This window comes from Clostridium sp. HMP27 (genome assembly GCF_000765165.1).
In the GTDB taxonomy this organism is placed as follows: domain Bacteria; phylum Bacillota; class Clostridia; order Clostridiales; family Clostridiaceae; genus Clostridium_AK.
This window is the reverse complement of the sequence record NZ_JMFY01000032.1, coordinates 1-24,117: the sequence shown is the minus strand read 5'-3', so window position 1 is coordinate 24,117 and position 24,117 is coordinate 1. Positions and strand designations below refer to the sequence as shown.

At 30.0% G+C, this 24,117-nt stretch carries 25 protein-coding genes, 8 tRNA genes, 1 other RNA gene and 1 other annotated feature; of the genes, 31 read left to right on the top strand and 3 right to left on the bottom strand.

Translation table 11 applies throughout. From position 1 onward, the window contains the following. The first annotated feature begins 18 nt into the window (after positions 1-18). From DP68_RS14000 to DP68_RS13945, 12 genes are all read left to right on the top strand, one after another. Positions 19-95 (top strand) — tRNA-Ile (locus DP68_RS14000). A gap of 3 nt (positions 96-98) precedes the next feature. Further along, positions 99-174: transfer RNA gene (locus tag DP68_RS13995), tRNA-Ala, on the top strand. A 134-nt stretch (positions 175-308) separates the two neighbouring features. Next, entirely contained in the window at positions 309-812 is a 504-nt protein-coding gene (locus DP68_RS13990; protein ID WP_035310560.1) for an HD domain-containing protein, read from the top strand. Positions 813-832: 20 nt separating this feature from the next. Then, positions 833-1,348: a transcription repressor NadR gene (locus DP68_RS13985; RefSeq protein ID WP_035310558.1), complete on the top strand. Its 516-nt coding sequence runs from the start codon at positions 833-835 to the stop codon at positions 1,346-1,348. A gap of 16 nt (positions 1,349-1,364) precedes the next feature. Continuing rightward, positions 1,365-2,531, top strand: coding sequence for a DUF362 domain-containing protein (locus DP68_RS13980; protein WP_035310556.1), 1,167 nt, complete (start codon positions 1,365-1,367; stop codon positions 2,529-2,531). Between the two features lie 6 nt (positions 2,532-2,537). Further along, complete coding sequence (locus DP68_RS13975) at positions 2,538-5,234, top strand: UPF0182 family protein (protein WP_035310555.1); 2,697 nt, start codon at positions 2,538-2,540, stop codon at positions 5,232-5,234. Between the two features lie 61 nt (positions 5,235-5,295). Further along, positions 5,296-6,681: an FAD-dependent oxidoreductase gene (locus tag DP68_RS13970; RefSeq protein WP_035310554.1), complete on the top strand. Its 1,386-nt coding sequence runs from the start codon at positions 5,296-5,298 to the stop codon at positions 6,679-6,681. A gap of 23 nt (positions 6,682-6,704) precedes the next feature. Continuing rightward, entirely contained in the window at positions 6,705-7,064 is a 360-nt protein-coding gene (locus DP68_RS13965; RefSeq protein ID WP_035310551.1) for a DUF1667 domain-containing protein, read from the top strand. Between the two features lie 56 nt (positions 7,065-7,120). Continuing rightward, positions 7,121-7,320: a binding site (T-box leader), on the top strand. A gap of 75 nt (positions 7,321-7,395) precedes the next feature. Then, entirely contained in the window at positions 7,396-8,676 is a 1,281-nt protein-coding gene (gene serS, locus DP68_RS13960; protein WP_035310549.1) for a serine--tRNA ligase, read from the top strand. 125 nt (positions 8,677-8,801) lie between these two features. Next, positions 8,802-8,892: transfer RNA gene (locus DP68_RS13955), tRNA-Ser, on the top strand. Positions 8,893-8,923: 31 nt separating this feature from the next. Continuing rightward, positions 8,924-9,014: transfer RNA gene (locus DP68_RS13950), tRNA-Ser, on the top strand. A 91-nt stretch (positions 9,015-9,105) separates the two neighbouring features. After that, positions 9,106-9,182, top strand: a tRNA-Arg gene (locus DP68_RS13945). A 67-nt stretch (positions 9,183-9,249) separates the two neighbouring features. Here the strand turns inward: DP68_RS13945 and DP68_RS13940 are convergent. After that, a complete protein-coding gene (locus DP68_RS13940) occupies positions 9,250-10,656 on the bottom strand; it encodes a sodium:solute symporter family protein (RefSeq protein ID WP_035310547.1) in 1,407 nt (468 codons plus the stop codon). Positions 10,657-10,791: 135 nt separating this feature from the next. On the opposite strand from DP68_RS13940, the gene DP68_RS13935 reads away from it, so the two are divergent. Next, positions 10,792-11,958, top strand: a complete 1,167-nt coding sequence (locus tag DP68_RS13935; protein WP_035310544.1) for an amidohydrolase — start codon at positions 10,792-10,794, stop codon at positions 11,956-11,958. A gap of 79 nt (positions 11,959-12,037) precedes the next feature. Here DP68_RS13935 and DP68_RS13930 read toward each other — a convergent pair whose 3' ends face one another. After that, complete coding sequence (locus tag DP68_RS13930; RefSeq protein ID WP_035310543.1) at positions 12,038-12,925, bottom strand: phosphatidylserine decarboxylase; 888 nt, start codon at positions 12,923-12,925, stop codon at positions 12,038-12,040. 159 nt (positions 12,926-13,084) lie between these two features. Here DP68_RS13930 and DP68_RS13925 point away from each other — a divergent pair, with 159 nt between their 5' ends. The 17 genes from DP68_RS13925 (at position 13,085) to DP68_RS13850 (ending at position 21,050) form a co-directional block, all read left to right on the top strand. After that, a complete protein-coding gene (locus tag DP68_RS13925) occupies positions 13,085-13,651 on the top strand; it encodes a TetR/AcrR family transcriptional regulator (RefSeq protein WP_035310541.1) in 567 nt (188 codons plus the stop codon). Positions 13,652-13,748: 97 nt separating this feature from the next. After that, positions 13,749-13,825: transfer RNA gene (locus tag DP68_RS13920), tRNA-Arg, on the top strand. Positions 13,826-13,917: 92 nt separating this feature from the next. Continuing rightward, positions 13,918-14,361: a nucleoside deaminase gene (locus tag DP68_RS13915; RefSeq protein ID WP_035310538.1), complete on the top strand. Its 444-nt coding sequence runs from the start codon at positions 13,918-13,920 to the stop codon at positions 14,359-14,361. A gap of 5 nt (positions 14,362-14,366) precedes the next feature. Further along, positions 14,367-14,458 (top strand) — tRNA-Ser (locus DP68_RS13910). A 277-nt stretch (positions 14,459-14,735) separates the two neighbouring features. Continuing rightward, entirely contained in the window at positions 14,736-14,996 is a 261-nt protein-coding gene (locus tag DP68_RS13905) for an aspartyl-phosphate phosphatase Spo0E family protein (RefSeq protein ID WP_035310537.1), read from the top strand. Between the two features lie 113 nt (positions 14,997-15,109). Further along, a tRNA-Ser gene (locus tag DP68_RS13900) sits at positions 15,110-15,199 on the top strand. 11 nt (positions 15,200-15,210) lie between these two features. After that, positions 15,211-15,476, top strand: an RNA gene (ffs, locus tag DP68_RS19320) — signal recognition particle sRNA large type. A gap of 111 nt (positions 15,477-15,587) precedes the next feature. Further along, positions 15,588-17,204 carry a DNA polymerase III subunit gamma/tau gene (gene dnaX, locus DP68_RS13895; RefSeq protein ID WP_035310535.1) on the top strand — a complete coding sequence of 539 codons (1,617 nt, stop codon included), beginning with the start codon at positions 15,588-15,590 and terminating at the stop codon, positions 17,202-17,204. 92 nt (positions 17,205-17,296) lie between these two features. Next, the gene (locus DP68_RS13890; RefSeq protein ID WP_035310534.1) at positions 17,297-17,638 is read left to right on the top strand and encodes a YbaB/EbfC family nucleoid-associated protein; all 342 of its coding nucleotides are present in this window, start codon (positions 17,297-17,299) and stop codon (positions 17,636-17,638) included. A gap of 24 nt (positions 17,639-17,662) precedes the next feature. Continuing rightward, positions 17,663-18,259 (top strand): recombination mediator RecR, encoded by a 597-nt coding sequence (gene recR / locus DP68_RS13885; protein ID WP_035310532.1) that lies wholly within the window; start codon positions 17,663-17,665, stop codon positions 18,257-18,259. Positions 18,260-18,320: 61 nt separating this feature from the next. After that, on the top strand, positions 18,321-18,590 hold the full coding sequence (locus DP68_RS13880) for a YaaL family protein (RefSeq protein WP_035310530.1): 270 nt from the start codon (positions 18,321-18,323) through the stop codon (positions 18,588-18,590). Positions 18,591-18,638: 48 nt separating this feature from the next. Next, positions 18,639-18,899 (top strand): pro-sigmaK processing inhibitor BofA family protein, encoded by a 261-nt coding sequence (locus DP68_RS13875; protein ID WP_242966420.1) that lies wholly within the window; start codon positions 18,639-18,641, stop codon positions 18,897-18,899. A 174-nt stretch (positions 18,900-19,073) separates the two neighbouring features. Beyond that, a complete protein-coding gene (sfsA, locus tag DP68_RS13870; protein ID WP_035310527.1) occupies positions 19,074-19,766 on the top strand; it encodes a DNA/RNA nuclease SfsA in 693 nt (230 codons plus the stop codon). Positions 19,767-19,819: 53 nt separating this feature from the next. Further along, a complete protein-coding gene (locus DP68_RS13865) occupies positions 19,820-20,359 on the top strand; it encodes an NUDIX domain-containing protein (protein WP_035310525.1) in 540 nt (179 codons plus the stop codon). Between the two features lie 34 nt (positions 20,360-20,393). Beyond that, positions 20,394-20,570 (top strand): hypothetical protein, encoded by a 177-nt coding sequence (locus DP68_RS19705; protein ID WP_035310523.1) that lies wholly within the window; start codon positions 20,394-20,396, stop codon positions 20,568-20,570. A gap of 88 nt (positions 20,571-20,658) precedes the next feature. Beyond that, the gene (locus DP68_RS13855) at positions 20,659-20,844 is read left to right on the top strand and encodes a hypothetical protein (RefSeq protein ID WP_035310521.1); all 186 of its coding nucleotides are present in this window, start codon (positions 20,659-20,661) and stop codon (positions 20,842-20,844) included. Between the two features lie 17 nt (positions 20,845-20,861). Further along, a complete protein-coding gene (locus DP68_RS13850; protein ID WP_035310519.1) occupies positions 20,862-21,050 on the top strand; it encodes a hypothetical protein in 189 nt (62 codons plus the stop codon). Positions 21,051-21,663: 613 nt separating this feature from the next. Here the strand turns inward: DP68_RS13850 and DP68_RS13845 are convergent. Next, positions 21,664-22,836, bottom strand: coding sequence for an SAM-dependent methyltransferase (locus tag DP68_RS13845; RefSeq protein WP_035310517.1), 1,173 nt, complete (start codon positions 22,834-22,836; stop codon positions 21,664-21,666). A gap of 202 nt (positions 22,837-23,038) precedes the next feature. Here DP68_RS13845 and DP68_RS13840 point away from each other — a divergent pair, with 202 nt between their 5' ends. Then, positions 23,039-23,962: a GNAT family protein gene (locus DP68_RS13840; RefSeq protein ID WP_052085815.1), complete on the top strand. Its 924-nt coding sequence runs from the start codon at positions 23,039-23,041 to the stop codon at positions 23,960-23,962. The last annotated feature ends 155 nt before the right edge of the window (positions 23,963-24,117 follow it).

The window sequence follows — 24,117 nt, the reverse complement described above, 5'->3', positions numbered from 1 at the left end:
GTCGTTGCCAGATGATAAGGATCTTTAGCTCAGTTGGTTAGAGCAACCGGCTCATAACCGGTTGGTCCGGGGTTCGAGTCCCTGAAGGTCCACCATATGGGGGATTAGCTCAGTTGGGAGAGCACCTGCCTTGCACGCAGGGGGTCAAGGGTTCGAATCCCTTATTCTCCACCACAAAAAATCCATGGAAATTCCATGGATTTTTTTTTATTGTTTACAAATTATTAGTTCACTTTTTATGTAATATATATTAGAATTTAACTTAGGTGATGAATATAACTGAACCTATAACAAAGGGAGAGGTTTAAATGAATTCGCATAGGATCAAGCAGTTTTACTTATCTATTACAGATAAAGTAAATGAGGAGGATAAGGCCTATATAAATAAGTATTTAAATAAGGAAGAATTAAGTTTATTTTATAAATTATCTATCTCAGAACAAAAGCATTCTGTTAGGGTAGCTTATGATGTAGAATATATATGCAATAAGAAATTATTAGATATAAATGAAATACAAGTATTAATAAGGGCAGCCTTACTACATGATATAGGTAAGATATACCCTAAGCTTAACCCTATTGATAAGTCCTTATTAGTTATACTTAATAAAATAACCAATGGAAACCTAAAAAAGTTTAATAAATTAAAGAAGATAGATGTATATTATAATCATCCAGAAAAGGGATATAATTTACTGAAGAATAGCGGATATGATAGTAAATTTCTTTATTTAATAAAAAATCATCATAAAGAAAATAATGAAAAGGATTTATACCTTGATATTTTAAAATTTTGTGATGATAAAAATTAAAATTATATGGAGGATTCATGATGAATTCTAATAATAGAAGAGAAGTTATAAAAAACATGCTAATTACATCAGAAACCCCTTTAAAGGGTCAATATATTGCTGAAAAATTAGGAGTAACTCGTCAGATAATTGTAAAGGATATAGCTATATTAAGAGCAAGAGGCATGGAGATTATTGCCACACCAGATGGATATTTAGTTAACAAAAAGATTAATGATTTGAAGGCTACCATTATTGCAGTTAATCACGAAGCTTCTGATATAGAAAATGAGCTTATAGCTGTTATAAAATATGGCGGAATAATACAAGATGTAATAATAGAACATCAGCTTTATGGAGAAATAAAGGCAATGCTAATGATAAAAAATTTATATGACTTAGATAATTTTACAAAAAAGCTTATTGAATATAAAGCAGAACCATTATTAGTACTTACTAATGGTGTTCACTTACATACTATACTTACTGAAAATGAAGAACAATTAAATAATATCATTAATGAATTAAAAACAAAGGGATATTTATTGGAAGGATAAAGGGTGAAAATGTATTATGAGGAGAGTATCTTTATTAAAATGTGACAGTTATGAAGTAAGCTCAGTGGAGAAAACCTTAAGGGATGGTTTTGATTTATTAGGTGGAGATGAATATTTGAAAAAACTTATTCCCTATAATAGTAAGGTTTTATTAAAGCCAAATATGTTAAGTGTAGAAAAATCAGGCTCTCCAGTGATAACACATTTTGCAGTATTTGAAGCTGTAATAAGAATTTTGAAGGATTATTCTACCAATATAAGTTTTGGAGATTCACCGGGATTTGGAGATCCTAAGAAGGCAGCAGAAAGGTCTGGAATGCTTGAAGTTGCAAAAAGGTATAATGTAAAGTTTGAAGACTTTAAAGAAGCTATACATGTAAAACATGATGATTCTATTTTGTGTAAGTCTTGGAATATATCAAAGGCAGCATATGAATCAGATGTACTTATAACATTGCCTAAACTTAAAACTCATGGAATGGCTTATTTTACTGGTGCAATAAAAAATCAATTTGGGTGTATTCCAGGTACCCAAAAAGCTACATGGCATACAAGAATGCCTGATGCAAATAATTTTTGTAAGATGTTATTAGATTTAAATAGCTTACTTCGTACAGATTTTGCTATATTAGATGGAATAGTAGCTATGCAGGGAAATGGACCAAAGAACGGAGAACCGTATAACTTAAATACTATTGTAATGGGAGAAAGTTTAACTGCGGTGGATTCTGTAGCAGTTAGACTTATAGGATATGATAATCCCTTGGATATCCCCGTGTTAAAAGAGGCATATGATTATAAATGGGATGCAGTACTTCCTCAGGATATTAAAATATTAGGAGAAAGTATAGAAGACCTAAAGGTTAATGATTTTAACTTGTGTAGAAAGGGAGGAAACTTTTATTTTATAAGCCCTACAGTAACAAGTTTCTTGAGGCAAATGATAGCACCATATCCTCATTTAATATATGATAAATGTATAAGTTGCAGTAGATGTAGGGAAGTCTGTCCTGAAGACCCAAAGGTGATAAAAATGATATCAAATGATAAAGAAAAGCTAGTACCAAGTTGGCAAATGAGCAACTGTATAAGATGTTTTTGTTGTCAAGAATTATGTCCAACAGGTGCTATTGAGTTGAAATACAATACCTTAGCTAAAATATTAAAAATGGATAGGAGGTAATTATAATTGAGAAAGGGAGCTATCATTACTTCAGTATTTATAGCTTTAGCACTTATTATAACATTTGTTAGCAGTATAACAGAATTTATAATAAACATACAATGGTTCAAGGAACTAGGGTATTTGGCTATTTATTTTACTAAGCTCACAGCTACACTTAAAATATTTGTTCCTACGTTTATTGTGATTTTTTTAGGGATATTGTTTTATTATAAAAATTTAAAATTAAACCTGTTAAAAAACAATAGCACAGTAGAAAATACTAATAGTTATAAAAGAGAAAAAAGGATTTTTGTTTTAATTAATATTATATTTTCAGGAATAATAGCCTATATATTTTCTGAAAGATATTGGTACTATATTTTACAATTTAGTAACTCTGTAAAGTTTAATATTAATGATCCTATATTTAATAAAGATATATCTTTTTATATATTTAAAATGCCTTTTTTACAATCAATTTATTCAGCGTTAATAACTCTTTTATTTATTTTAATTGTTATAACTTTAGTTTTTTATTTTATAACTGTTACCAATCAAAAAATCCAGTATGGAGGAACAAAAGGATTATTCAATAATAAGGAGAATATAAAAAAGGGAATTACTCTTTTTGCAGGCAAACAATTGGCAGTATTGTCAGCATTAATTTTAATATCCATATCCATAGGCTTTTTATTAAAGTCATGGAATTTGGTATATAGTGCAAGAGGAGTAGCATATGGTGCAAGTTACACAGATGTAAAGATAAGTATTCTTTTTTATAAATTAATAATTATGGTATCTTTAATATCATCTGTAGTTGTATTTATATGTATACTAAAATCTAAATGGAAGCCAATTATAATTTCTGTAGCACTTATAGTATTTTTAGTAGTTGCAGAGGGCATTACAGTATATGTAACTGAAAACTTCGTAGTTAAATCTAATCAGAAGACATTAGAGGAGCCATATATAAAGTATAATATAGAATATACTAGAAAGGCATTTAAATTAGATAATATAAAGGATATTCCCTTTGAAGCTAAAAATAATCTTAGCCATGAAGATATAAAAAGTAACAAGGAGACTGTAGAAAATATAAGAATAAATGCCTTTGAGCCAGCTCTTGAATTTTATAATCAATATCAAACTATTAGACCATATTATACATTTAATGATATGGATATAGACAGATATAAAATTAATAATAAATATACTCAAGTATTTTTAGCTCCAAGAGAAATAAATCTTGAAAATATAGAGCCTAATACATGGCAAAATAGGCATTTGATTTATACTCATGGTTATGGAATATCTATGAGCAAAGTTAATTCAGTTACAAATGAGGGTCAACCTTCTTTTGTCATAAAAGATATACCATCTGTAAATGATACAGATATAAAGTTGGATAATCCTCGTATTTATTTTGGGGAGAAAACCAATGATTATGTAATAGTTGATACAAAGCTTAAAGAATTTGACTATCCACAAGGAAGTTCTAATAAAATAAGCGAGTATGAGGGTAATTCTGGAATAAAAATGACCTTTGCTAATAGAGTACTCTTTGCTTTGAATAAGAGAAACATTAATTTTTTAACATCGAGAGATATAACAAGTGATAGTAAAATATTAATAAATAGAAATATAGTAGATAGGTTAAATAAAATAGCACCATTTTTAACATATGATAAGGATCCTTATATTGTTATAAATGATGGCAAGTTATATTGGGTTATAGATGCATATACCACAAGCAATAGATATCCTTATTCACAGCCTTACAATAACGTTAACTATATAAGAAGTTCCATTAAAGTAGTACTAGATGCATATGAGGGAGATGTAAATTTTTATATAGTAGATAAGGAAGATCCAATAGCATCAAGTTATTCTAAAATATTTCCGGGGCTATTTAAGGACAGTTCCACTATTCCAGTTAACTTAAAAGAGCATTTTAAATACCCAGAGGATATATTTAGAATTCAATCTAAGGTTTTAGAGAAGTACCATATGACAGATACCATGGCATTCTTAAATGGAGATGACCTATGGGAAGTATCAAAAAATGAAAAAACATTACAAAATGAAAAGTCTGTGGATGAATCACCTTATGTAGTTATGAAGCTTCAAGGTGAACAAAAGGAAGAAATGATGATTATGGAATACTTTAATATGAAAAGTAGAAACACCATGTCATCTATGCTAGGGGCTAGAATGGATAACGAAAATCTAGGAGAACTTATCATGTATAGGTTTCCTTCAAATAAGACAATATATAGTCCATACTTCTTTAAGCAAAAATTAAAACAGGATCCTGTAATATCAAAAGAATTATCATTATGGGGAAGCGGTGGATCAGAGGTTATATTTGGCGATACTATAATAGTGCCTATAAATAATTCCTTAATTTATATAGAATCTTTATACTTGAGAGCAAGCGGTAAGAATAGCGCACCTGAAGTAAAAAGAATTATATTATCTTATGGAGATAAAGTAGTTATTGCTGAAAATATTGAGTCCGGAATTAAACAACTATTTAATTTTAAGGAAGAAGACTCTAGTGTTAATACGCCATCTGATAATAAAAACAATAATAATAATGAGCTTTTAGATAATGCTAAGGGTCTTTACAATAAGGCAATTGAATCCCAGAGAAATGGTGATTGGGCTAAGTATGGAGAATATATAAATCAGTTAGGAAAATTATTAAATGACATGAAATAATCAGTATGTAAAAAGATAAGTATTTTACGTACTTATCTTTTTACAGAAAGGAGTATACATAATGGATTATGATGTACTTATATTAGGTGGAGGTATTATAGGGTGTGCTGTTGCATATGAACTTTCTAAATACACATTAAATATAGCTGTGATAGAAAAGGATTATGATATAGCAGATGATGTAGCACTTGTAAATGCAGCAGTTATATATGATGGATTAGAGTGTAATGATGAGCTTATGTCAAAGCTTGAGATACTTGGAAACTCTATGTACGATGAACTATGTTCTAAAATAGATGTACCATTCAAAAGATGTGGAACATTTATAGTTGCAGAAAATGAAGAAAGTGAAAATAAATTATTAAATATATATAAAAGAGCTTGCGAGAGAGGAATAAATAATATATCCTTGCTTAGTAAAGATGAGTTATATGATATAGAGCCAAATTTAAAGCTAAATGTTCATAAGGCAATTTACTCTAAAAATACAGGTGTAGTATGTCCCTATGATCTTGCTTTAGCTTATGGAGAAATTGCCTTTGATAACGGAACTAATTTTAGATTAGAAGAAGAGGTTTTGGATATACAAAGGATTAATAAGGGATTTAGGGTAATAACCAATAAGAATAAGTTTACATGTAAAATGGTTATAAATACGACACCAGCTCAGCATTATAGTATAGATTCTAATATAGAATATACTTATAAAAACAAAAAGAATTTAAGTTGTTTTCTATTTGAAAAGGATTTAAATTATAATTTTAATAATATAATTTCCACGCTTACAGTGGATGGAGAGCAGTCATTTGTAGTTCCTACGGTACAAGGGAATACAGTACTTGCTCTAAGTTCTAATAATATTTTAAGGTATAATGAAACTTTAAAGAAAAGTTCAAAAGTAATAAATGAAGTAAATGAAAATAAGATAGATACTTTTTATCAATGGCCAGTTTATAAAGATACCATAATAATAGATGAAAGTTTAGTAGATGAGGGTTATATAAAGGTTGTAGGAAAGCATTATGGGCAAATCACTATGACTCCATCTATAGGTAAATTAGTATGTGAAACTGTGATAAATAATATAAACTGTAAGCTTAAAAGGGAGTTTATTAATAAGAGAAGAGAAGTATATAGATTTAATAATTTAAGCAATGAAGAAAGAAATAAGTTAATAAAAATGAATAAGTCTTATGGTAATGTAATATGTTATTGCCAAAATATAACCGAGGGTGAAATAATTGATGCTATAAGAAGGCCATTGGGGGCAAGGACTATAGAGGGAATTAAAAGAAGAACAGGAGCTACCTTTGGCACTTGTAAGGGAGCAGAATGTTTTAGTAAAATAGTTACAATACTTGCAAGGGAAACAGGAAAAAAACTTACGGAGATAGTTAAAGATTCTAAAAACTCTAGAGTTATTATAAGCAGAATTAAAGAGTTTTAAAATCGCTAGGGGGAATTTTATAAGTGTTGAATGAATTTATATGTAAAAGTTGCAATGAATATTGTTGCATAAACATAGATAAAAACGGAAAACATATAGAACTAAAGGGAAATTTATGTGATAAAGCTTTTGATTATGTTGAAGATAAAATAAAAAGTAAAAAAGATATTTTTACGTCTTTAGTTAGAATAAAAGGGGCTTGTTGTAATGTTGTACCTGTTAAAAGTAATAAGGCATTGGATAAAGGTTTATGGCTTGAATGTTCTAAGGCACTAAGTATGCTTCATGTAGGGGCACCTATAAAAGCTGGTGATATTGTATGCCACAATCTATTAAATACTGGAATAGATATAATATGTACTAAAAGTATTTTCAAAGAATAAAAAAGTTGACATTGAAAAATATTCTATATATAATTAGAGTTAATTTAATTATTGTATAAAAACCTATGAAAAGGCTAGTAGCAAAATATAAGTTAAAGAGAGTCAGTGCTAGGTGTGAGCTGATACTTTATGCTTTGTGAATCCACCTTGGAGGGACTGTGATAAAGCAGTACGGTAATAAACCGTTATATTTCAGAAAGAGGATTAGATTAATCTAATCAATTAGGGTGGCAACGCGGAGTCTTTCGTCCCTTTTTTAGGGAGGAGGACTTTTTTTATTTGCTTTAAATATGAAAATTTAAATATATATATAAATTTAGGAGGTACTAATATGTTAGATTTAAAAAGAATAAGAAACAATCCAGAGGAAATTAAAAGTGCTCTTGCAAATAGGGGAGAGGATTTTGATGTAACGACTATTGATAGAATACTAGAATTAGATGAAAGAAGAAGACAAATATTAGTAGAAGTTGAAAATTTAAAGAATACAAGAAATCAGGAATCTGCTAAAGTTCCTAAACTTAAAAAAGAGGGAAAAGATGTAACAGAAATTATGGCAGAAATGAAAAAGCTAGGTGAGGAAATAAAGGGTCACGATGAAGAACTTTCAAAGATAGATGAAGAATTAGAATATATAATGCTTAGAATACCTAATATTCCAAATCCAGCGGTTCCAGATGGAAAGTCAGATGAAGATAATATAGAAATAAGAAAATGGGGAGAGCCAACTAAATTTGATTTTGAAACCAAAGCTCATTGGGATTTAGGAGTAAATCTTAATCTTTTGGATTTTGAAAGAGCAGGAAAAGTAACTGGTTCAAGATTTACATTTTATAAAGGAGTAGGAGCAAGACTTGAAAGAGCAGTTATAAGTTATTTTCTAGATATGCATGTAGATAACCATGGATATACAGAAATACTACCTCCTTATATGGTAAATAGAAAAAGTATGATTGGTACAGGACAGCTTCCTAAATTTGAAGAAGATGCATTTAAGGTATCAAATGATGATTATTTCTTAATACCAACAGCAGAGGTTCCTGTTACAAACTTATATAGAGATGAAATATTAAGTGGAGAAGAATTACCTATAAAACATGTAGCATATAGTGCTTGTTTTAGATCAGAGGCAGGATCAGCAGGAAGAGATACAAGAGGACTTGTAAGACAGCATCAATTTAATAAAGTGGAACTTGTTAAATTTACAAAGCCAGAAAACTCTTATGAAGAACTTGAAAAGTTAACTAATGATGCAGAAGAAGTTCTACAGGGACTTGGAATACCTTATAGAGTAGTTAGAATATGTAAAGGTGATTTAGGATTCACTGCTGCTTTAAAATATGATATAGAAGTATGGATGCCAAGTTATAATAGATATGTAGAAATATCAAGCTGTAGTAATTTTGAAGATTTCCAAGCTAGACGTGCCAATATAAAATATAAGGAAACTCCAAAGGATAAACCACAGTTTGTTCATACTTTAAATGGTTCTGGTGTAGCTGTAGGAAGAACTGTTGCAGCTATTTTAGAAAATTTCCAAAGAGAAGATGGAAGTGTTGTTGTTCCAGAAGTATTAAGACCTTATCTAGGTGGAAGAGAAGTTATAAAGTAATTAAGTTTGAGATATTCGAGGGCAAGTCCTTGAATATCTCTTTATTTGATAAAATTTTTATAAAAAAACTTAAAAAAGTTGTTGACACTTAACTATATTGCTGATATAATTTATTTTGTCAGCACGGAAAGATGGTCGAGTTGGTTTAAGGCACCGGTCTTGAAAACCGGCGTACGGGTGACCGTACCCAGGGTTCGAATCCCTGTCTTTCCGCCATTTTTATTTTAAATTTTAATTTGTAGGACATGGAGAAATACTCAAGTGGCCGAAGAGGCGCCCCTGCTAAGGGCGTAGGTCGGGTAACCGGCGCGAGGGTTCAAATCCCTCTTTCTCCGCCATAAAGCATCTAGTAATCTAGATGCTTTATTATTTTTTAAATTTACATTTGATTTTTCTGATGATTTGTGTTAATATGATTATAATAATTATGCGGTGGTAGCTCAGTTGGATAGAGTAGCTGGCTACGAACCAGTTGGTCGGGGGTTCGAATCCTCTCCGCCGCACCATAAAAAGTACCTGTAAATTAATATTTACAGGTACTTTCTTTTTTATAATATATTTAACTATTATTTATTATTCTGCATCTAATGGAGGTGCTAATTTATTAGTTACTTTTATTTCAATGTAGGATGTGATAAAGAATGCTATAAGTGAACTTAGAGAACCTGCAATAATAGCTAAAATCCCATAAGGTTCTTTCATTACCTGCCAGTATATACCTACTACACTTCCTACTAAAATTGAAACAATACCCGCATGTTTTGAACATTTCTTTAAGGATAAGCCTAATATAAATGCTGCAAAAGGACCAGCAGCTCTTAACATAAATGAAAATATATTTAAAGTTATGATGTTAATTTGGAATAATGCAATACACATTGCAAGTAAGCCTATTATAACGTTACTTATTCTAGTCATTTTAATCATGTTATTATCACTAACACTTGGGTTTATATACTTTTGGTATAAATCTTTTGTAATTATTGTAGAAGCACATAGCATATCTGAATCAGCACTAGACATTGTAGAAGCAATTATTGCTGCGCATACAATTCCAGAGATCCACTGTGGAGCATGGGTAAATACAACTGTGGAAAGTGCTTTACTTGGATCAATGGTTGGAAATGCCACAAGAGCAGCTATTCCTATTAGCGCAGGAATAAATGAAAATAGTGCCATAAAAAGCGCAGACATAAGGGTAGCTTTTTTACCAGCATTTTCATCCTTAGCTGCAAAAACCCTAGATACCATTTCTGGTCCAGACATGAATGTTATGAAATATTGACCTATTAAGCTAACTATTGTAGCAATGCCCATTCCGCTTATAGACATTTTTGCAGGAGGAACTTTAGATACTATAGTTTCCCATCCACCTACACCATTAATTACAAATGGAAGTGCTATTAAAAGTCCCAAAAATATTATTGACCATTGAAATAAATCAGTGAAAGCATCAGCCCAGAGGCCACCCATGACAGTATAAACTACAGTAAATAAACCTCCAATTATAATAGCAACTTTGATATTAATTCCTACTAAAGCAGATATTATAATCCCAGAAGCGAGAATTTGTGATGCTGTTAGGCAAAAAAGAGATACTATATTTAATATAGAAGTAATTATATGACTAGTAGTACCAAATCGCCTTCCTACCACTTCGGGAATGGTATAAGCCATAATTTTTCTAAGCTTAGGAGCGAAAAATGCCATTGGGATGATACCAATAGCTGCTGCAAGTACATACCAAACTGAGGACATTCCCCAATTTCCATAAGCTTTACTTGCAAGTCCAACAGTACTTCCACCACCAATGTTATTGGCCGCTAAACTACAAGCTACCATAATGGCTGGTAATGACCTACTTGCTAGCATATAGTCAGTACTATCTTTTATTAAAAATTTATTTGTAAAAAAACCTACAGATAGCATAAGCGCTAGATAGCATATAGTAATAATAAGGGGAATTAATTGTAAAGTCATGTTAGTTCCTCCTTTAAAAAGATATAGTAATTAATATATATTCATAAAAGTTTTCAACAATAACTAAGTTTTATAATTTTAAGGTATTGAAATGGAAACAATAGATATTACTATGAATTAAAAGGGGCTGTGACAATGAATTGTACTTTAATACAAAATGGATTAGTTTACGATTTTAATAAGTCTACATTCATTAAGAAGGATATTTTAATTGAGTGTGGGAAAATAAAGGTAACTTCCGAAAAAAGCATTAATGTAGATGTGAAATATAAGGTAATTGATGCAAATAAAAAGTACATAATTCCCGGACTTATAGATTGTCATACTCATATAGGGATAATGGAGGAGTGTACAGGAAAGCTTGGTATAGATAATAATGAAACTTCTAATCCAATTACTCCTCATTTGCGTGGAATAGATGGAGTAAATCCATTAGATATTGCATTTAAGGATGCAGTTAAGTCAGGAGTAACTTGTGTAATGAGTGGACCTGGGAGTAATAATGCTGTAGGTGGAACAAATTTAGTTCTAAAAACCCATGGAATCATTATTGATAAGATGGTTGTAAAAAATCCTTCTGGACTTAAAATTGCATTTGGAGAAGATCCATTGAGTACATATGGTACTAATAAAAAATGCCCAGTTACTCGTATGGCAGTAACAGCTTTAATTAGGGAATTATTTATGAAAGCTGAAGATTATATGAATCAAAAGGAATCTGGAAATATGAAAGAAAGAGATATAAAGTTAGAAGCAGTTATTCCGGTTTTGAAAGGTGAGATTCCTATACGTGCCCATGCTCATAGAGCAGATGATATAATTACAGCAATTAGAGTTGCTGAGGAATTTGGAATAAAGAAGCTAGTTATTGAACATGGAACAGAAGCACATCTTATTAAAGAGTATATCAAGGAAAAGGAGGTAGCTATTGCTTTTGGACCAATGCTCACACCAAGAATTAAAATGGAACTTAAGTTAAGAAATTATACATCTATTATAGAATTAATTGAGGCAGGAATAAAGATAGGACTTATGACAGATCATCCCTATAATGCAATAGACCAGCTAAGATCAATTGCAGCATTTGCTTTGTCTGAGGGTCTGCAATATAAAGATGCAATTAAGGTTATAACAGTAAATCCAGCAGAGATACTTCAATGCAGCAATAGGATAGGTAAAATTGAAGAAGGACTTGACTCAGATATAGTAATATATGACGGAAACCCTTTAGATATAATGTCAAAAGTTGAAATGACAATTATTGATGGAAATATAGTGTATACCAGGGTAAATAAGGAATAATCCATTAAAAATAATACTTTGTTTTAAAGAATTAAAGTCAATTATACCTTAAAACAAAGTATTTTTATTAGTAATATAGCTAATGTTTAATTCCTATCTTTTCTCCCATAAGTACCTTGCATTCGTATCCTAAATTGCTTTGTAATAATATATCTTCATCTATTTTAACTTTATTTTTTTCTAGAAAGAGTATAACTGTAGAGCCTCCAAATTTAAAATATCCCTTCTCATCACCTTTATCAACTCTTCTATCAGGAGTATAGCTTTGAATAATAGACCCAACGCAAGTTGCCCCTACCTCCATGTACAATACATCGCCAAAGTTATCAGAATGAAATATGCTCCATTCTCGTTTGTTTTCGCAAAATATAGTAGGAATTTTATTTAAAGCAATTGGATTTACTGAGTAATAACTACCTTTAACCTTTGAAGTATGTTCACAAATACCACTATCTATAAAATGAAATCTATGATAGTCAGTAGGGCAGAGCCTTAATATAATCATTGAACCATTATTATATTTTTCAGCTGTAGCTTTATCAGGAATTAAATCATGCAAACTATAATTAAGTCCTTTTATTTCAACTATTTTTTCTAAGTTTATATTTTCATATACTGTAATTCTTCCATCTCCAGGGGAGATAAAGGTATTTATAACTTTTTCTATAGGACGAGCTTTTGGATGAAGTTTTCTAGTAAAAAAGTCATTAAAACTTACAAAGTTATCAGCACCTGTAATGCTTTCTTCAATATTTATATTAAAATCATCTATAAATTTTTTAACTTTATTTTTACTACTACCCATGTCGCAATACTTTCCATATATATAGGAAAAAAGTTTTTTCTTAATAAATAATTCTAAAAAACTACTTCCGAGCTTAGTTGAGTAAATCCAATTAAGATATTTTTCTCCAGATACCTTTTCTGTTTCATATGTTTTGGTTTTTCTATTATAAATCTTTATCATAAGTTTAGACACCTCCAAAATTATTAGTATAAACGTATTATATAGTATATTTATACTAATATATCATATTTATAGTAATTTTAATATTGAGTTATATATGATTTGGAGTATAATTAAGTTAATATATTAAATTGTATAAAAATTAACGGAGTGAGCAAAATGAATAAAACTAAAAAAGCAATATTTGAATCAGCTATAAGAGTTTTTTCCACATATGGATATTCTGGAGCAACTATGGATGGAATAGCTGCACAAGCAGGGCTAGCTAAAGGTACTTTGTATTATCACTTTAATAGTAAAGAAGAGATATTTAATTATATAATACAAGAAGGAATGAATCTAATAAAAGAAAGAATTCAAGAAACAGTAGATGAGCAAAGCGATTCATTATCAAAGTTAAAGACATTAATAAAAGTTCAATTAAACATGGTTTATGAAAAAAGAGACTTTTTTAAGGTAATTATGAGTCAATTATGGGGACAGCAATCAAGGCAATTGGAATTAAGAGAAGTAGTTAATGAGTTTATCAAGAATATAGAAACATATCTAGAAAGTGCCATGAATGATGGATTTATAAAAAAGGGAGAAAAGTCTTTTATGGCATATACAATTTTTGGATCTTTATGTTCTACTGCAATATATGACCTTATAAATGAAGATGGTATAAATATGCATGATGTATTTGAAAATTTAACAGAATATATTTTAAGTGGAATTCAGATTTAAATATATACAAGTATTAGTTAATAGAAAATAATGTAATTGTATTGACATAAAATTTGTTTTGTAATAAACTTTTATATGTAAAGCTTAAGCTTGTTATGCGCTCGTAGCTCAGTAGGATAGAGCGTCCCCCTCCTAAGGGGAAGGCCGGGGGTTCGATTCCTCTCGGGCGCACCAAAGTTTGTTTCAATAAGTGCTGCTGGATTTAATAAGATTATGAAGCTTATTTAGTCCGGTATTTTTATTTATAAAATAAAGAGAGATAATTAATGAGAGATAATTTTTTGCTAGAAGCAATAAAGGAAGCTAAAAAGGCTGAAGATTTAGGTGAAGTACCCGTTGGAGCTGTTATAGTACAAGATAATAAAATTATAGCAAGGGCTCATAATATGATAGAGGTGTTAAAAGACCCTACAGCTCATGCTGAAGTTTTAGCTATAAGAAGGGCATGCGAGTTCACCGAGAATTGGAGATTAAGTGGATGTGAGCTGTATGTTACATTAGAACCATGTCCTATGTGCGCAGGTGCTATATATCAAAGTCGTATAAATAAAGTTTATATAGGAACGTTTGATCCTATAAGCGGTGCATGTGGTTCAGTAATAAATGTATTGCAAAATAATTATTTAAACAGTAATATAGACGTAAGGTGGATTTATAACAAAGAATGCAGTGTATTACTAAAAAGCTTTTTTAAAAGTAAAAGAAAATAATTTTTGGAGAGATGTCCGAGAGGTCGAAGGTGATTGACTCGAAATCAATTGTACGGATAATACTGTACCGGGGGTTCGAATCCCCCTCTCTCCGCCAATAGAAATTTATAAGAAGTTGTTAATGATAATAGCTTCTTTTTTATTTTACAAAATATAATAAATAAATGTAGAAAAATAAGTTTTGTTGAAAAAATATAAGAATATTTACAGAAATATAGGTTACTTTATAATAACAACCAATATTTACTTAATATTACAAAGCTGATATAATTAAAACATGATTTGTGTTATTAAAATGAATTGATTTTTTAATAATGCCTTCTATATGTAAGAGTAATGTTTTACAAAAGAGCTTTAATTAGGGAGGTTTTAAGATGATGCTTTGTGAACATGCCTTAGTTGAAAATAATATTTTTTTTAATGATAGAGAATTAATAGTAGGTTGTGATTTAAGAGATAAAAAACACAATTTATATAATATAAAAAGGAAGATTGAAAGTGTTAGAGAGCTTCTAAATGAAGTAACTTGTGATATAGATAATAAAGAAAAAAGTGAGGAGATATTAAAGGTAAGTCAATACATGGACAGGCTATTGAATGAATATAATGTCATTGTAGGAAGGAATAAATTATAAGTTTGTAATAAAATATTTATAAAAGCTATTGCAAATATAAAAATCACATAGTATAATAGGACTTGTCGTTAGTAAACGACATAAAATTTAATAATTATCATGAGTAAATCCGTGGAGAGATGTCCGAGTGGTTTAAGGAGCACGCCTGGAAAGCGTGTGTAGGGGAAACTCTACCGGGGGTTCGAATCCCCCTCTCTCCGCCATATAAACTTTGCCGTGCTAGATGGGGAGTTAGCGGTGCCCTGTAACCTGCAATCCGCTATAGCAGGATTGAATTCCTCGCTTAGGCTATAACTTGTGAGGTCTGACCTATGCAAGTGACGTTGAGAGCTGGGTCCCACGCAACGGAAACTCATGAACCCCGTGAGGTCTGGAAGGAAGCAGCGGTAAGTGATAATTTCCGTGTGCCGTGGATTAACCTGGCTTGAGTTAACTGTATAGGTAACGCTCATAGGTTATTTGCCAAGGCGAGGTGCACGGTTTAAATAGTGATTTTAGCACAATAAACTCAAGTTTATTGTGCTTTTTATTCATTTAAAATAATAAATTACAAATATATAAATTTTAAAATTTGGTTAAGAGGTGAAGTTAATGGGCTATACTGCTCTTTATAGGGAATGGAGACCTAGAAGTTTTGGGGATGTAGTAGGACAAAAGCATATTACAATAACACTGCAAAATCAAATAAAAAACAATAGAATAGCTCATGCATATCTTTTTTCAGGTACAAGAGGTACGGGGAAAACATCCACAGCTAAGATATTTGCTAAAGCTGTTAATTGCTTGAATCTTAAAGATGGAGAACCTTGTAATGAATGTGATATATGTAGGAAGATAAATTCAGGAACACTGATGGATGTTATAGAATTAGATGCAGCTTCAAATAATGGAGTAGATAAGATAAGAGAAATAGCAGAAGATGTTAATTATCCTCCAAGTGAAGCTAAGTATAAAGTATATATAATGGATGAAGTACATATGTTATCTCAAGGAGCTGTAAATGCATTTTTAAAAACATTAGAAGAGCCTCCTGAAAATGTTATATTTATACTTGCGACTACAGATCCTCAAAGGCTTCCAATTACAATACTTTCTAGATGTCAAAGGTTTGACTTTAAAAGAATAAAAAATGAAGATGTATTTGAAAGATTGAGATTTATAGTTAAAGAGCAAGGTGTGTTTGCGGATGATAAAAGCTTAAGATTGATTGCACGTATGTGTGATGGTGCTATGAGGGATGCGTTAAGTATATTAGACCAAGGAATTTCAATGGGAAATGGGAAGGTAGAGTACGAAAGTTTACTTAATATGCTAGGGCTTGTAACTAATGAAAATTTGCTAAAGATTACAACAAGCATTATAGAAAAAGATATAGAATCATCATTAGGTATAATAGATGATGTAGTATTAACAGGTAAAGATATATACTATTTTATAAAAGATATGATAAATCACATGAGAAATTTACTTATGGCTAAGGTAACTGAAAGTCCTGAAGAAATTATGGATATGTCTGAAGAAAATATTAAGGATATCAAAGAACAATGCCAAAAAATAAGAGTAGAAGAAATAATGAGAAACATAAGAATACTACAAGATGCAGAAGAACAATCTAAATGGACTAAGCAAAGTAGAGTTTATTTAGAACTAGCTATAATTAAGATGTGTAAGATAGAATATGATACATCTAATGAAGTTATTTTATCTAGACTTAATAAAGTCGAGGAAGTTATGAGGTCAGGGGAAATAAAGGTTAATTCAGAATCCATGCTTGCTAAGATATCCAATAAACATGAAGAGGAAGAAGAGAAAATAGCAACCCAGGAATATAGGATTCAACCTGTAAATAAATATAATGAAAACTCCACTTTAACTTTAGATAAGTTAAAGAAATTTTGGAAGGATATACTAGAAACATTTAAGGCTAGAAGGCATATGGTATTATATGCATCTTTAATTACAGGTGAGTTGATTGGATGTGAAAGTGGAGTAGTAACCATAAGGTATGATAAGCAATATGCATTCAATAAACAAAGGCTAGAAAAGGATCAAAGTAAAAAGATAGTAGAGGAAATATTTTCAGATATACTAAAAGAAAAAGTTAAGATTGAATACTTAATAGAAAAGGATGAGAGTACACAAAGATCTCCAGAGCAATTGTTAAAAAGTACATTTGGAGAGGAAATTGTTCAAATAATAGAGGAATAGCTAAAAGGAATTTACACTTTATATGTAATAATGTAAAATAAATAATTGTATATTTAGTTTAAACTTATTTAAAATAAAAGGAGGAATATATAATGGCTAAAGGTGGATTACCTAATTTCGGTGGTGGAAATATGAATAATTTAATGAAACAGGCACAAAAGTTTCAAAAGCAAATGGAAGATATGCAAAAACAATTAGAAAAGAAAACTTTTGAATTTAGTGCAGGTGGTGGAGCTGTAGTAGCTGTAGCTACTGGTAAAAAGGAACTAGTTGATATAAAAATAGATCCAGATGTACTTGATCCAGATGATGTAGAAATGCTTCAAGATTTAATATTAAGTGCATGCAATGGAGCGCTAAAAAAGGCTGAAGAAGAGACTGCTAACGAAATGAACAAGTTAACTGGGGGATTAAATATACCAGGAATGTTCTAAGTTACCTAAGTTGAGGTGAGTTAATTGGAATTTTATCCAATAGCAATAGAAAAGCTTATAGAAGAATTTGCAAAGCTTCCAGGCATAGGATATAAAACAGCTCAAAGACTTACGTTACATGTATTAAACTTGCCTAAGGAAGAAGTTGAAGAGTTTTCTCAGGCGCTTATTAAAGCTAGAGGAACTATAAAGTACTGTTCTATATGTGGCAATTTTACAGATAAAGATCCTTGTGCTATATGTAGTAATCCGAGTAGGGATAAGGAAGTTATTTGTGTAATAGAACAGCCTAAGGATATTATATCTTTAGAAAAGGTAAGAGAATATAATGGTACGTACCATGTACTTCATGGTACGATATCGCCTATGTCAGGAAGAGGGCCCGATGATATAAATTTAAAAGAACTTATAAAAAGAGTTAATGGAGATGTAAAAGAGATTATAGTAGCCACAAATCCTAATGTAGAAGGTGAAGCTACTGCTATGTATATATCGAAGATATTAAAGCCTTTTGGTGTTAAGGTAACAAGGATTGCACATGGCATACCTGTTGGTGGGGATTTAGAATATGCAGATGAAGTTACGCTAGCTAAGGCTTTAGAAGGAAGAAGAGAAATATAAGGAATAAACCTCCTGTTTTATGTCAAAGATTAATTTATAACATAAAATAGGAGGTTTTTTTATGGAACATAGCTCATGGATAAGATTAAGTAAAGATAAAGATTATAATGAAGAGGATAAAGAGCTTATAAAAGCTATAATGGAAAGCCAGGAGGAAATATATAGGGCCACAAATTATTTTCAATTAGTAAAAGAACCTATACTTATAGACTATGCTATATACCTTGAACAAGCTGCAAAGTCTAGATATATATATCTTTTAAATCAGGCTAAGAAAAGAAATATAAAAATTAGCTATAAATACGTTTTAAAAGATGTAAATGAAGTATAATTTATTTATATTATAAATAAATTAATAATAGGATACAAAATGGGGGGGATTTTTGTGGAGTATATTGGATATTTCTTGGTGGCTATAATAGCTCTTATAATTATAGTAAAACTATTTGCATGGCCTATAGCAATATTAATCAAATTAGTGATAAATGGTGTGGCTGGAGCTGTACTATTATTTTTAGTAAATTTAGTAGGGTCATTATTTAACTTCTCTATAGGTATTAATGCCATTACGGCACTTATTGCGGGATTTTTTGGAGTGCCAGGAGTAATAGTTTTAGTAGTTTTAAAGTTATTTATATAAATTGATTATTTATGTAAGATTTTTAAATTATAATTATGATAAATTATAAAAAGACGTAAAGAATAAATATTAGCTTTATGTCTTTTTTTATATCTACATATAATTATTCTTGTGCACAATGTGGATAAAATTAAAGGGGTTGTGTATAATCTATAGAGAAATGGAGAAAATAATATGTTTATAAATAAAAATATTGTCATAGGAGAATTCATTAAAAGGCCAAATAGATTTCAAGCATATGTTATTATAGATGGAGAGGAAATAATGGTTCATGTTCCTAATACAGGACGATGCAAGGAAATTTTGATTCCTCATACCAAGGTAGTGTTACGTGAAGAAGATAATCCTAGCAGGAAGACTAAATATGATCTTATTGGAGGATATAAGGGAGATAAGTTTATAAATATAGATTCACAGGTGCCAAATAAAGTAGTAGAAGAGGCTTTAAGAGAAGGAAAAATAAGAGGCCTTAATGAATATAATATAATTCAAAGAGAAAAGGTTTTTGGGAATAGCAGATTTGATTTTAAGATCGAAAATTCAAAGGGTGAAGAATATTACTTAGAGGTAAAAGGAGTAACTTTTGAGGAAGGAGGAGTTGCGAGCTTTCCTGATGCACCTACAGAAAGGGGAAGAAAACATCTTTTAGAATTAATTGATGTAAAGAAAAGCGGTAGAGGAGCAGGAGTAATATTTGTTATACAATTAGAGGGTGTTAGATTTTTTACACCTTATGATGATATGGATAAAGAATTTGGCGAAGCTTTAAGACTTGCAAGTAAAAGTGGAGTAGATATATTTGCATATGACAGTTATGTGGGAGAAAATTTTATAACCCTAAAAGATGAGGTTAAAATAAGATTATAAGTTTTAATTTAATTTGAAAGGTAGGTGAAAGGTTCTATTTTAGAACTGAATATATGAAATTTAAATTTTGTCCTAAATGTGGAGGGAAATTAATTGAAAAATATAGTTGGGATGAGGGAGGGGTCCCATATTGCCCTGTTGACGACATAATGTATTTTGACACGCCAAAGCCATGTATAATTGTAGCTGTTATTAAGGAGGATAAAATACTCCTTTTAAAACAAAGTTATATATTTAAGGATTCAAAGGTGCTTATATCTGGATATGTAAGTAATGGAGAAAGTGTAGAAGAAACAGTGTATAGGGAAGTATATGAAGAAACGGGTATAACTGTCGATAAGGATAGTATAAAATATTTAGGTAGTCATTACGTAACTTCTAAAGAAATAGTGATGCTTACATTTATGGCTAAGTATGTAAATGGAGATATAAAGAAGTCAGAAGAAGTTGAGTGGGCACAGTGGGGGAGATTAGAAGATGCCCTTTGTGAAATGAAAGAAGATGAAATTGGAAAGGATGTAGTTAAAAAGGTTTTAAAAGAAGTAGGATACGATGGTGATAAAGCTTATATATGTGATATAGATTTAATTTAGAATATAAGCTAATAAATGATATAAGGAGAGAAGTATGATACTAGGAGTAAACTGTAATAAGTGTCCTGATTATTTAGGGAATAAGTGCGAGGGCCAAGATGGAATATGTATGTGTAGAAGATGTCCTAGAAATCTAGGGAAATGTATAATAACTAAATACTGCAGCGAAACTGAATCTGTACTAGAGATAAGTGAAAACATAGATATCTAAATGTCTATGTTTTTTTTATGCATTATTTTAAAACTTGTGGAAATAATAATAAAAGCATTAGCGAGTACTTATAAAAGAGGGTGATAAATTGAGATTAGAGGAGCTTAAGATGCTAGTAGCAGAAAACTGTCCGGGTTATGAGCCCTTAGCTTCAGTATTTGTTTCAGATGTAGGGAATATAATTGACACCTGTGATAATTGCGATAACTATGTAGATGAAAAGTGTATAGTAAATTTATTTGATCCAATTAAACGTAAAATTAATAGAAATTAATTGAGGAGGAATAAAATATGGGAAATGCTTTTGAAATGATAGCGGTAGGTAATAATTGTCCTGGTTATACACCTATGTATGATGGGTTTCAAGCTCTTTCGGCAGAGTCAGAAACTAAAAGCTGCAGAACTTGCAGTCATTTTGAAAAAGGGATATGTAATATAGATTATTATGACAAGGTTGTATCTAGTTTGGACCAGGCATAATATACATAAAGACAGCAAAAAAATGCTGTCTTTTTTTGTATATAATTATAATAATTAATGTTATAATTATATAGATATATTATGTTAAACTATGGTATAATAGGAATATAATAAATAATTACATTTTCTATATAACTCACTTATCATTATTAGAAAGAAACAGAACTTATAAGAGATGAAAATTTTTATGATTATATAAATCTTATGTGCGGATAAGGTTGAATAGATTTATACTAACATATAAATTTTATAAGTTTTTGCTCCAAATGCAACCTGCGATAAAACTTAAAACTTCAAATTAAAAAAACCTCTGTAAAATTGTCTTTGTTAATATGTTTTAAGGGAATAGGTAGCATTTTCAAAAAGCATAACTTATGTTCTTATAATTCTGTGGATATAACATTTTCCATATTCTATTTTATCTATATAACACCCTAGGTTGTTAGCCTGGAAGCGAATGAAGGTGTTTTGATATTTATTACTTATAGTTAACTTAGAAAATGGAAGTAAGTATAAAGGCAACTTTTATGCATTGAAAAATGTATAAAAGTTGCCTTTGAATTTTTATAATAAAATCATACATAGCTATAAGATGAGAGAACCAACATAGTTCTTACCACTGATTTAAAAATCTATATAGAGCAGGATTGATATTCAAGTCAGTGATAAGTTTTAAATACTCCTCTAAAATTTTGCTGTCAAAATCTTTAGTTTTCAGAGCTCTTATCATTAAATTTTTAGGAGTCTCTAAAGGTGAAATATATTCAACTACAGATACATTATATCCATAAGCTTCTAGAATTAATGAACGAAGACCATCTGTAAGTACATCAGCCATTCTAGCTTTTAATATTCCATGCTTTAGTACACCTTTAAAAGGAGCATAGGAGTATTGATTTAATAGTTCCCTATGACAACAAGGAACAGCTATTATAACATCTGACTTTACTCTAATACCTAAGGCTAAAGCCATATCTGTAGCGGTATCACAGGCATGGAGGGATATAACAACATGAATTTTCTTATCAGGTGTATAGTCTTTTATATCTAAAGCTCTAAATTCCATATTTCTATATCCTAGATTTTCAGCCATTTCTTTAGAGGAATTAATTACAGTTTCAGAGATATCTAATCCTATGAAAAAACACTTTCGTTTTTTTACTTCTGTTAAGTAATAGTTTAATACAAATGTTAAGTATGATTTTCCACATCCACAATCTAGTATATTTATTGCTTCATTAGAAGGGAGTTGATCTAAGATTCCTTCTAACAATTCTACATAATGATCTATTTGATTATATTTTCTTATTTTATCGTTTTTAATTTTACCATCCTTGCTCATTATGCCTATCTCTTTTAAAAGAGCATCGGCTTCTCCTACCTTTACGTAATAATCTCTATTTAAGAGAGTGGAAGTTTTTGTAGTAGATGTAGAGTTATCCTTATCTATGGAATTTTTTGAGTCTATGTTTTTAAATAATACATTTTTGTTAGATGCTTCGATTAATATTCCGCCACCTCTTTCATTATATGTAAATAATAATGATTCATAGTGCTCACTTTCATCTATTATGTTTTTAATAAGCTGTTCTATAGTAAAGGAATTGGTTCTACCATTAAAGTTAAATGATAATATATTTTCCTTTAATTTAGCGAGGCCCTTGAATTTTTTAAGACCTGTAGTAAACTCCACTGTTATATCTAAGAATGTGCTAGAGTTTTCTTTAAATTTATTTTCTATACCCATAAAGAAAAAACTAAGTTTATTTATGGCTTGTTTGTTCATAGATAAATCACCTAACCTTCATTTTTTATATTTGTAATTATTAGTAAACATAAAATATATTAATATTAATAGTTTTTGTTGTAAAGTAAAAAATATGATTATGATATAATATTAAAGTATTTATTGGGATAAAAGTATCATATAAAAGTGAATTTAAGATAATATAAAATTTTGACGATATAAAAATAAAGGGGGAACGCATATGCAAAATGATGTTTGTATAACTTCTACAAGTAATAAAAGGGAATATATTATTAAAGATAACATAGGTATTACGCTAGGAAGAATTTATATAATAGATTGGAATACCGAAAGTAAATATTGTTGTATAAGAATAAGATTTTATAAGCAAGATAAACCAAGGCTTTTATTTAAATCAGTTGATGAATTTTTGAATCAAGTTTTCAATAAGGATAATATTAAAAAGATAAATATATTGGTTAAGGAAGATGAAAGTATTGAGTGTTTTGGGGAATTGGGATTTGAATTAGAAGGAGTTATTGCCAATAGCTTATGTGAAAATGGAAGTTATAAAAGTGAATTTTTATTTGGGTTAGAAAAAATAAACTATAAAAAAGAAAACCTATTAAGAAAAGTTACCCTTGGTGGTAGGAATGTGCAGTTAAAGATATTAACTCCAGAAAATTCCCAGGAAATATTAAATTATTATTTAAAGAATAAGGAGCATTTAAGTCCTTATGAACCTACAAGAGAAGAGGAATTTTATACGTTAAAGTTTCAAAGGGATATATTGATAGAATCATATAAGCAATATCTAAATGGTGAAGCTGTGAATTTTGGGATATATAAAAATGATAAATTCATTGGAAAAATTCAACTATCTAATATAGTATTGGGGATCTTTAGGAGCTGTTTCATAGGTTATTCAATGGATGAAGATGAGCAAGGGAAAGGTTATATGAAAGAAGCTTTAAAGTTGGTTACAGAATACGGCTTCGATGAATTCAATTTACATAGAATAGAGGCTTCAGCATTAGTGGATAATAAAAAGTCTCAAAGTGTTCTAAGAGCATGCAACTTTAAGGAACTTGGTATTAATAAAAATTATCTCTTTATTAATGGGAAGTGGAGAGACCATATAACTTATTATATATTAAGAGAGTAGAGTGTCAACCTTATCTAGTGTGTCCTCTATAGAAATTAGAATTAAATCCTAGATTTATAGAGGATTTTAAATTTAAATTAAAATTTTGGTGATTTTAGTCATTATAATCATGGATTGATGTGATACAATAACACATGTTGTCGCAAGAAACGACA